At 72.9% G+C, this 10,360-nt stretch carries 2 protein-coding genes; both read right to left on the bottom strand.

Annotation, left to right across the window (positions count from 1 at the left end; translation table 11 throughout):
- Window positions 1–654, bottom strand: a 654-nt coding sequence (locus BIV23_RS13695; RefSeq protein ID WP_143079080.1) for a beta-ketoacyl synthase N-terminal-like domain-containing protein, incomplete at its 3' end; no start/stop codon positions are given.
- A 43-nt stretch (window positions 655–697) separates the two neighbouring features.
- Window positions 698–10,255, bottom strand: a complete 9,558-nt coding sequence (locus BIV23_RS48530) for a type I polyketide synthase (protein WP_071381087.1) — start codon at window positions 10,253–10,255, stop codon at window positions 698–700.
- Window positions 10,256–10,360: the final 105 nt, after the last annotated feature.

Raw genomic sequence — 10,360 nt, 5'->3', positions numbered from 1 at the left:
GCACTCGCGCTGGCGCAGTGCCGTGACGGCCAGGTGCAGTGCCACGAGCGACGACGAACACGCCGTGTCCACCGTCACCGCCGGACCCCGCAACCCCAGCGCGTACGACACCCGACCCGACAACACACTGCTCGCCCTGCCCGTGTTGACGTATCCGTCGTGATCCTCGAGGCCGTGCCCCAGACTGCCGTAGTCGCCGTTCATCGTGCCGAGGTACACACCTGTGTTGCCGCCCTCAAGGATCTCGGGGCGGATTCCGGCGCGTTCGAGGGCCTCCCAGGAGGTTTCCAGGACGAGCCGTTGCTGCGGGTCCATCGCCTGTGCCTCGCGCGGCGGAATCCCGAAGAACGCCGCGTCGAACTTCTCCACGTCGTGCAGGAATCCGCCTTCCCGCACGTAACTCTTGCCCACGGCCTCCGGGTCCGGGTCGTACACGTCCCAGCCGTCCCACCGCGACGGGAACCCCTCGATCGCGTCCCCGCCCGAGGACAGCAGCTCCCAGAACTCCTCCGGCGTCCCCACCCCGCCCGGCAGCCGGCACGCCATCGACACGATCGCGACCGGTTCGGTCAGTTGCGCCTCCAGATCGGTCGCACGCCGCTTGAGTTCCCTGATCGCGGGCAGGGCGAGTTCCAACCGATTCTGTTCGGACATCAGGAGTTCCTTCCAGCGAAGGCAGAGGGTGGGGGGCGGACTTCTACAGTTCGAGCAGCGCTTCGAGCTCGGCGCCGATCTCGGCGACCGATCGGGCCGGCGTCGGTGCATCCGGATCCGGCGACAGCCCCGCCGCCGGTGCCGTCGCGGATTCCGGGGGCAGGATCCCCAGGCGCCGCATCAGCAGGTCCGCGATGTCGGCCGGGGTCGGGTGGTCGAAGGCGAGGCTCGCGGGCAGCGGGACATCGGTGGCGTCCGCCAGCCTGCGCCGCAGCTCCACGGCCATCAGCGAATCGAGGCCGAGGTTCTTCAGCACGGCCTTGCTTCTGAGTGATCCGGGGCCGGGCAGCCCCAGCACGACGGCGGCCTCCTGAAGCACCAGCCTGGTGACCGAGGCGGCCTGCTCGTCGGGTGTCTGTCCGTTCAGGCGCTCTCGCAGGGCACCCGGCGTGAGGTTGTGGCCGGCGCGTCGGAGCGGCGGCCGGACGAGGCCGCGCAGCAGCGCCGTGGGTTCACCGTCCAGGGCGGCGAGGTCGAGCCTGACCGGGACGAGGTTGCCCTCCGGTGAGCGCAGCGCGCGGTCCAGCAGCCGCAGGGCCTTGTCGACGGGCAGCGGGGCGATTCCCTGCCTGCGCAGCCGGCCCAGTTCCGCCTCTGTGAGGTGTGCGGTCATTCCTGAGCCCGTCTGCTCCCACAGGCCCCAGGCCAGACTGGTCCCGCCGTAGCGGGCGGCGAGGGCGTCCAGGTAGGCGTTGGCCGCCGCATAGGCGCCCTGCCCAGCGGAACCGAGGGTTCCGGAGACCGAGGAGAACAGGACGAACGCCGACAGGCCCAGATCGCGGGTGAGTTCCGCCAGGTGTGCGGCCCCGTCCAGCTTCGGGGCCAGCACCGAGCGCAGGCGCTGCCGGTCGTAGTCGAGCAGCAGCCCGTCGTCGAGTACGCCCGCGAGATGCAGTACCGCCGACCAGTTGTCCACCGTGGACAGGACGCCGGCCACCTGAGTCCGGTCGGTGACGTCGCAGGCCAGTACCCGGACGGACCGCGCACCGGCCTCGGTCAGTTCGGCGATCAGGTTGCCGGCTTCCGGGTTCTCGGGGCCGCTGCGCGAGGTCAGCACCAGGTCGCGGACCGCGTGCTCGGTCACCAGGTGCCTGGCGACCGCCCTGCCGAGTTCGCCGGTCCCGCCGGTGATCAGCACCGTTCCGTCGCCGACGGCGGCGGTGGGCGCACCGGGCGCACCCGCGGCGGTCAGCCGGGGCGCCAGGATCTCCCCGCCCCGGACGGCGAGTTCGGGTTCGCCGGTCACGGACAGCGCCGACAGCAGGGTCGCGGCGTCGATCCGGTCGCAGTCCACGGCCCGGACGGTCGCCTCGGGGTGTTCGCGCCGCGCCGCCCGCAGCAGGCCCCACAAGGGCGCATGTGCCAGGCCGCGCACACGGTCCTCGGCACGTACGGCGACGCTGTCCCTGGTGATCCACACGAGCTCGGTGTCCGTGCGGGGCAGCAGACGGCGCAGCGTTTCCAGCGCGTGCGCGGTGGACTCGTGGGCGGCGGCGACACCGTCGGAGTCGGCGGTGGCGTCGATCAGGATCCGGCGCGGGCCGTCCCCGGTGATCGTCTCTGCCGGTGCCACCCCGAGCACCTCGGACACCGGGCCCCGGCCCAGGACCCGCACCGGCTCCGGGATCGCGGGCACTTCCGGCACCGGCCGGAAGGCCACGCGGTAGAGATCGGGAACGGAGAGGGCGGCCCGCAGCCGGTCGGCGCCGACCGGACGCAGCCGCATCGCCCCGACGTACGCCACCGGTGCCCCGGCGGGGTCGGTGAGCCAGGCCCGGATCCCGTCGCCCCGCACGTCGACCCGGACGCGGAGCTCGGTCGCTCCCGTGGCGTACAGGCGGACATCGGTGAACTGGAAGGGAAGCCGGGCCTCCTCGGCGGCCGGGACCACCGCGCGCATCACCTGCAAGGCCGCGTCCAGCAGGGCCGGGTGGATGCCGAATCCGCCCGCCTCGGCGACCGGGAGCCGGACCACACCACAGGCGATGCCGTCCTGCCCGCGCACGTCACTCACGCCGCGAAAGGCAGGCCCGTAGTCGACGCCCTGCGCCGCGAAGCCCTCGTAGAAACCGGAGAGGTCCACGCCGGGCAGCGCGGGCATCGACCAGTCGGTGGGCTCCGGACCGAGCTCGTCCACCAGCACACCCTCGGCATGGGCATTCCAGACACCTGAGCCGACCACCGTGCTGTGCAGGGTCACCGGTCGCTGTCCCCGTTCGGCGGGGCCGATCCTGACCTGTATCTGTGTCGCTTCCTCCAGCACCATCGGCTGCGTCAGGGTCAGCTCGCCGACCCCGGCCGCGCCGGCCCGACCGGCCGCGGCCAGGACCAGGTCCAGCAGCGCGGTGCCGGGGACGACGACGGTGCCGAACACCACGTGATCGGCGAGCCAGGGCTGGGTCGACGCCGACACCCGGCCGGACAGCACCCGGCCGCCGTCGGCCAGTTCGATGTTCTCGGTCAGCCAGGGATGCCCGGTTCCGGGGGTCGGCCGGGGGTGTCCGGCGCCGGCGCCGTCCAGCCAGAACCGCTTGTGCCGGAAGGCGTAGGTGGGCAGGTCGACACGGCGGCGCCGTCCGCCGAACATCGAGAGCCAGTCGATCCCGGCACCCGCCGCGTGTGCTCTGGCGACCGCCAGGGTCAGCGCCTCGGGTCCGGGCCGGTCCGGCCGCTGGGCCGGGACCACGACGGCCGCGCGGTCCAGGCAGTCCTCGATCATGGCGGCAGGTGTTCCGTCGGGGCCGATGTCGAGGAACCTGGTGACGCCCTCGCCGAGTGCGGCGCGGATCCCGTCGGCGAAGCGGACCGGTTGCCTGACCTGCCGCACCCAGTGGCCGGGATCGCAGACGGTGACGAGCCGCCCCGTCAGGTTCGTCACCAGCGGAACGCGCGGCGGGTGGAAGGTGAGTCCTTCGGCCACGCTCCGGAACTCGTCGAGCATGCCGTCCATGTGTGCGCAGTGGAAGGCGTGCGACACGTCGAGTCGTTTGGTGCGGCGTCCGGTGAACCGCCCGGCCACCTCGTGCACGGCATCGGCGTCACCGGCGATCACCACGGACCGCGGCCCGTTGACCGCGGCGAGACCGACCCGCGCGCTCAGCAGCGGGGTGACCTCCGATTCGCCGGCCTGCAGGGCGAGCATCACGCCGGTGTCCGGCTGAGCCTGCATCAGCCGGCCCCGGGCGGTGACCAGCACGCAGGCGTCCTCCAGCGACAGCACCCCCGCCACGTGCGCGGCGGCGAGTTCGCCCACGGAGTGGCCGAGAACCAGATCGGGCGTGAGCCCCCAGCTCTCCAGGAGCCGGAACAGCGCCACCTCGAAGGCGAACAGCGCGGGCTGCGTGTACTCGGTACGGCGCAGCGCGTCCGGGTCGTCGACGACCTCGGCGATCGGACGGCGGAGGTGCCGGTCGAGCTCGGCGCAGATCTCCGCCCACGCGGCGGCGAACACCGGATACGCCTCGCGCAGATCGGCGCCCATGCCCGCACGCTGCGTTCCCTGCCCGGCGAAGACGAACGCCGTCGCGCCCTCGCCCGCCGAGCCCTCCACCACGGACGCCGAGGACTCTCCCTCGGTGATCGCACGCAGTCCCGCGAGCAGGTCGGTGGCGTCCCGGCCGATGACGACGGCCCGCTCCTGGAAGGACGTACGCGAGGTGGCCAGGGAGAACGCCAGATCGGCCGGGTCCGGCCCGGGGTGCGTCCCGATCCGGACGGCCAGCCGGGACGCCTGCTCGCGCAGGGCGTCCCGGCTGCGCGCGGACAGCACCCACGGCAGCGGCCCGGGACGGGAGACCGACACGGGTTCCTCGGCCTCGGCGGCCTGTTCGAGGATCAGATGGGCGTTGGTGCCGCTGATGCCGAAGGAGGAGACGCCGGCTCGCCGGGGACCGTCGCCGTCCCAGTCGACGGGGTCGACGGCCAGCCGCAGGGAGCTCTCGGACCAGTCGACGTGGCGGGAGGGGGTGTCGGCGTGCAGTGTGCGAGGCACCGTCGCGTTGTTGATGGCCAGCACCATCTTGATCACACCGGCCACGCCCGCCGCCGCCTGGGTGTGCCCGATGTTGGACTTCACGGAGCCCAGCCACACCCGGCGGCCGGAAGAGCCGTAGGTGGCCTGCAGGGCGCGCGCCTCGATGGGATCGCCCAGCGTCGTGCCGGTGCCATGGGCTTCCACGACGTCCACATCGGACGCCTCGAGCCCCGCTGCGGCGAGGGCCTTGCGGATGACCTGCTGCTGGGCGCGGCCGTTGGGCGCGGTGAGCCCGTTGGAGGTGCCGTCCTGGTTGACCGCCGAACCCCGGATCACGGCCAGGACCGGATGCCCGTTGCGCCGCGCGTCGGACAGTCTCTCCAGCAACAGCAGCCCGCTGCCCTCGGACAGTGCCGTGCCGGAGGCGCTGTCCGAGAAGGCGCGGCACCGTCCACCGGGGTCGAGACCGTGTTGCCGGCTGAACCCGACGAACAGTCCCGGCGTGGCCATCACGGTGGCGCCGCCCGCGACGGCCATCGCGCATTCCCCCTTCGCCAGGGCCTGTGCGGCGAGGTGAACGGCCACCAGCGAGGCCGAGCACGCGGTGTCCACCGTGACCGACGGCCCTTCCAGGCCGAGCACGTAGGAGATCCGGCCGGAGACCACGCTGGCGGCGCTGCCGGTGAGCCCGAATCCCTCGGACCCGTGGGGAGTTCCCAGCGACGCGTAGTCCTGGCCGTTGGTGCCGAGGTAGACGCCGGTGTCGCTGCCTCTGAGCGTGTCCGGCGCGATTCCGGCCCGCTCCAGCAGCTCCCAGGATCCTTCCAGCAGGAGCCGCTGCTGCGGATCCATGGTCAGCGCCTCGCGGGGACTGATGCCGAAGAACTCGGGGTCGAATGCGGCGGCGGTCACGAACCCGCCTTCGCGGACGTAGCTGGTTCCGGGGTGGTCCGGATCCGGGTGATACAGCGCGGAGAGGTCCCAGCCCCGGTCCTCGGGGAACGACGTGATGGCGTCTCCGCCGTCGGCGAGCAGCCGCCAGAAGCCCTCCGGATCGTCTACTCCGCCGGGGAACCGGCAGCTCATGGCGACGATGGCGATGGGCTCCGCCGAACTCCCGGGGGCGGCGAGCGGGGTGCTGACCGTGGTGTCGGCCGGGGCGAGTCCGGCGAGCAGGTGTGCGGCGACCTGCGCGGGCGTGGGGTGTTCGAAGATCAGGGTGGCGGGCAGCCGCAGCCCGGTGACCGCGCCCAGCCTGTTGCGCAGTTCGACCCCGAGGACCGAGTCGAAGGCGAGTTCCCTGAAGGTGCGCTCGACGTCCACGGCGTCGGGAGCCGCGTGACCGAGGACGAGGGCGGTCTGCGCCCTGACCTCGTCCAGTACGGCGCGCGCCCGGCTGCCCGGGGGGAGTTCGGCCAGCCGCCGCCCGAGCGCGGGCGCGTGGACGCCCGCGGTGTCCCGGCCGTCGGGCAGGTCGCTGAGCAGGGCGCTCGGACGCGTGGCCGTGAACGCCGTGCGGAACCGGTCCCAGTGCACGTCCGCCACGGTGACGCAGGGTTCGGGGCCCGCCACGGCCCGGCCGAGGGCCAGCAGCGCCAGGTCCGGCGCCATGGCGGGTACGCCGTGGCGGTCGAGGACCTCCTTCACCGGACCCCGCGCCATTCCGTCCCCGGACCACGGGCCCCAGGCCACCGAGGTCGCGGGCAGTCCCTGGGCGCGGCGGAGCCTGGCCAGGCCGTCCAGGTACGCGTTGCCGGGCGCGTAGTTGCCCTGGCCAGGGACGCCGACGGTCCCGCCCCACGAGGAGAAGAGCACGAACGCGTCCAGATCGGTGGTGAGTTCGTGCAGGTTCCACGCGCCCCGCGCCTTCACCCGCAGCGCGGCGTCGACCTGGTCGAGGGTGAGGTCCTGGACGAGTCCGTCGTGCAGTGCTCCGGCGGCGTGCACCACCGCTCGGGGCCCGGTTCGCTCGATGAGTTCGCGGAGCGCCTCCCGGTCGGAGACGTCGCAGGCGACGATCTCGACCCCTGCCCCGAGCCGGCGGAGATCGGCGGTGAGGGAGTCCGCCCGAAGGGCGTCCGGCCCGCTCCGGCTGACCAGCACCAGACGTTCGGCGCCCTGACCGGCCAGCCGGCGCGCGACCTCGGCGCCGAGCGCGCCCGTTCCACCGGTGATCAGAACCGTTCCCCGGGGACTGAAGTCAGGGGCGGGAGCGGCTGCGGTGGCGCGGACCAGGCGGCGGCCGTACGGGACGGCATCCCGGATCGCCACCTGGTCCTCGCCGTGATCGCCGGTGAGCAACCCGGCCAGTACGGCGGTGTCACACGGGCGGGACACGTCGATCAGACCGCCCCAGCGCGCGGAGTGTTCCAGGGCGACGACCCTGCCCAGTCCCCACACCAGCTCCCCGTCCGGGTCGACCGGTTCGTCCGCGACCGCGACGGCGTCCAGCGTCACGCACCACAGCGGAGCGGTGACATCGGCGTCCCCCAACGCCTGTACGGCGGTCAGGGTCGCGGCGTAGCCGGCGGGGATCCCCGGATGTCCGGGGTGCGGACCGTCCGCTGCGGCCAGCAGACAGAGCACGCCGTCGCAGGTCGTGCCGCGCAGGCGCGCGGCCAGCGCGCCCCGGTCGAGGCCGGGTTCGATCTCCTCGACCGTGACGCGCAGTCCCTGTCCGCTCAGGTCCCCGGCCACCGAGCGCGCCCACGCGCTGCCGGTGGGCACGAGGGCCAGCCAGTCCCCCCGGCGGACCGTGGCGGGTGCGGGGATCTCCTTCCAGGCGACCCGGTACTCCCAGTTGTCCACGACGGACTCCGAGGTACGTCGCCTGCGCCAGGAGGCCAGCGCGGGCAGGACGGCGGCGAGGGCGTCCCGGTCGACACGCAGGGTCCGGGCCACCTCGTCGAGATCCTGTCGGCCCACCGCGTCCCAGAACGGCGCGTCCTGCGTTCCCGTGCCGCCCGTCGCCTCCGCGTCGATCCAGTACCTCTGGTGCTGGAAGGGGTACGTGGGCAGGTCCACGACGTTCGCCCGCTCGAAGGCCCGGCACCAGTCGACGTCCACCCCGCCGGCGTACGCCTCGGCCAGCGCCGTCAGGAACCGGTCGCCCTCCTGCCTGCGCAGCGTCCCGACGGTGTGCACGTCGGCGCTCTCCTCCACGCCCATGGTGAGCACGGGGTGCGGAGTGCATTCGATGAACACCCGGTGGCCTTCGGCGGCCAACTCGCGGACGCACGCGTCGAGTTCGACCGTGGAGCGCAGGTTCCGGTACCAGTAGCCCGCGTCCAGTGCCACGCTGTCGATCCGGCCGACGTCGACGGTGGAGAAGAAGCCCGCCGCCCCCGGACGCGGGCGGATCCCGGCCAGATCGGTGAGGATGTCCTCGCGGACCGCCTCCACCTGCGCCGAGTGCGAGGCGTAGTCCACCGGGATGCGCCTGGCCCGGATTCCCTCGGACCCGCACTCCTCCATCAGTTCCGCCAGCGCCTCGGGATCGCCGGAGACCACCGTGCTCCGGGGCCCGTTGACGGCGGCCACCGACAGCCGGCCCGGCCACCGCGTGATCAGCCGTCGCGCCTCGGACCGCGAGCACACCAGCGAGACCATGCCGCCCCGGCCGGCCAGACCACGGCGGATCGCCTGGCTGCGCAGCGCCACCACGGCCGCCGCGTCCCCGAGCGACAGCGCTCCGGACACACAGGCCGAGGCGATCTCGCCCTGGGAGTGCCCGAGCAGCACCTCCGGCTCGACGCCGAAGTGCTTCCACAGCCGTGCCAGTGAGACCATCACCGCCCACAGGGCGGGCTGTACGACGTCCACCCGTTCCAGGGCGTCCGCATCCCCGACCGCGTCGGTGAGCCTCCAGTCCACGAAAGGTCCCAGCGCTGCCTCGCACTCGGCGAAGGTCTCGCTGAAGACCGGGGAGGTCCGAAGCAACTCGGAGGCCATTCCCGCCCATTGGGTGCCCTGTCCGGCGAACATCAGCACCGGGCCGCGCCCCCGTCCGGATCCGACGACCAGGTTCGGTGCCTGGGCTCCCGACGCCAGCGCCTCCAGGCCGTCCAGGAAATCCGTGGTCTCCCACCCCAGCAGGACGGCCCGGTGCTCATGGTCGGCACGGGTGGTGGCCAGAGAGAAGCCGACGTCGGCGGGGGAGAGTCCGGGGTGCGCGGCAAGGTGAGCGCGCAGCCGGCGGGCCTGGTCCCGCAGGGCCGGTGCGGAGCGCGCCGACAGCACCCAGGGAACTCGCGTCCGCTCGGCGGGCTCCCGGACGCCGGCAGCTTCCGTCGGCGGCCCCGCGAGCGCGAGATGGGCGTTGGTACCGCCGTAGCCGAAGCTGCTCACTCCGGCCAGCCGCGGTCCCTGTGGCCACGGCAGGCGGCCGGTGACCACCGCCAGCTTCGCCGCGTCGAAGTCGATGTCCGGATTCGGGCGCCGGAAGTGCAGGCTGGCGGGCAGTTCGCCGTGGAAGAGCGCCAGGGAGGTCTTGAGCACACCGAGCACTCCGGCGGCCGGTTCGAGGTGGCCGAAGTTGGTCTTGACCGACCCTATCCGCAGCGGGTCCTTTCGCTCGGGGCCGAACACCTCGGCCAGTGCCGCCGCTTCGATCGGATCGCCCCGGCGGGTCCCCGTGCCGTGGGCCTCCACATAGGACACCAGGCTCGGGGAGACGCCGGCCTCCTGCCAGGCCGAGCGCAGCACCTCGGCCTGGGTCTCGAAACCCGGGGTGGCCAGGCCGTCGGTGGTGCCGTCGTTGTTCACGGCGCTGCCGCGGATCACCGCGTAGATCCGGTCGCCGTCGCGCCGGGCGTCCGCGAACCTGCGCAGCACCACCACGCCGCAACCCTCGCTCCGGACGTACCCGTTGGCGTCCGCGTCGAAGGCGCGGCACTGCCCGTCGGGGTTCAGCGTGCCGAACTTGGACATCGCCACGGTCGTATGGGGGTGGAGGATGAGACTGACCCCGCCCGCCAGGGCCAGATCCGATTCTCCCGACCGCAGGCTCCGGACCGCCTGATGAATGGCGACCAGGGAGGAACTGCAGCCGGTACCGATGGACATCACGGGGCCGCGCAGGCCGAGGGCGTAGGCGATGCGGGCCGGAATGATCGAGGTGTCCGTGCCGATGGCCGTGTGTGTGCGGATCTCGCCGGGAGACGCCCCGGTGGCGAGGTGGTACTCCTGCCACATGGTTCCGAAGAACACGGACGTGGCCGTCTCGGCGAGCCGGTCGGCCCGGATCCTGGCGTCCTCCACCGCCGCCCAGGCGACCTCGAGCGCCAGCCGCTGCTGCGGATCCATCTGACGGGCCTCGGTGGGCGAGATCCCGAAGAACTCGGCGTCGAACCCCGCGACGTCGTCCAGGAATCCACCCCGCCGGGTCGTCATCCTGCCCGGAGCCGAGGGGTCGGCGTCATGCCAGTCATCGGCCCGCCACCGCTGCGGGGGGACCTCGCCGACGGCGTCGATTCCGTCCAGCAGGCCCCGCCACAACGCCTCCGGGGTGTCGATTCCGCCGGGGAGACGGCAGCCGAGTCCGATGATGGCAATGTCGTCAGCGTTCATCACGCATCCTCACTTCGGGCAGGTGCAAGGCACGACGGTCCGCACGGACGAAGCCGGCTTCGGGAGCAGGTCCGAGGGAGACCTCTTGCACGGGTGTTCCGGTCG

This window comes from Streptomyces monashensis (genome assembly GCF_001866665.1).
In the GTDB taxonomy this organism is placed as follows: Bacteria; Actinomycetota; Actinomycetes; order Streptomycetales; family Streptomycetaceae; genus Streptomyces; species Streptomyces monashensis.
This window is presented reverse-complemented; position numbering and strand designations above follow the sequence as displayed.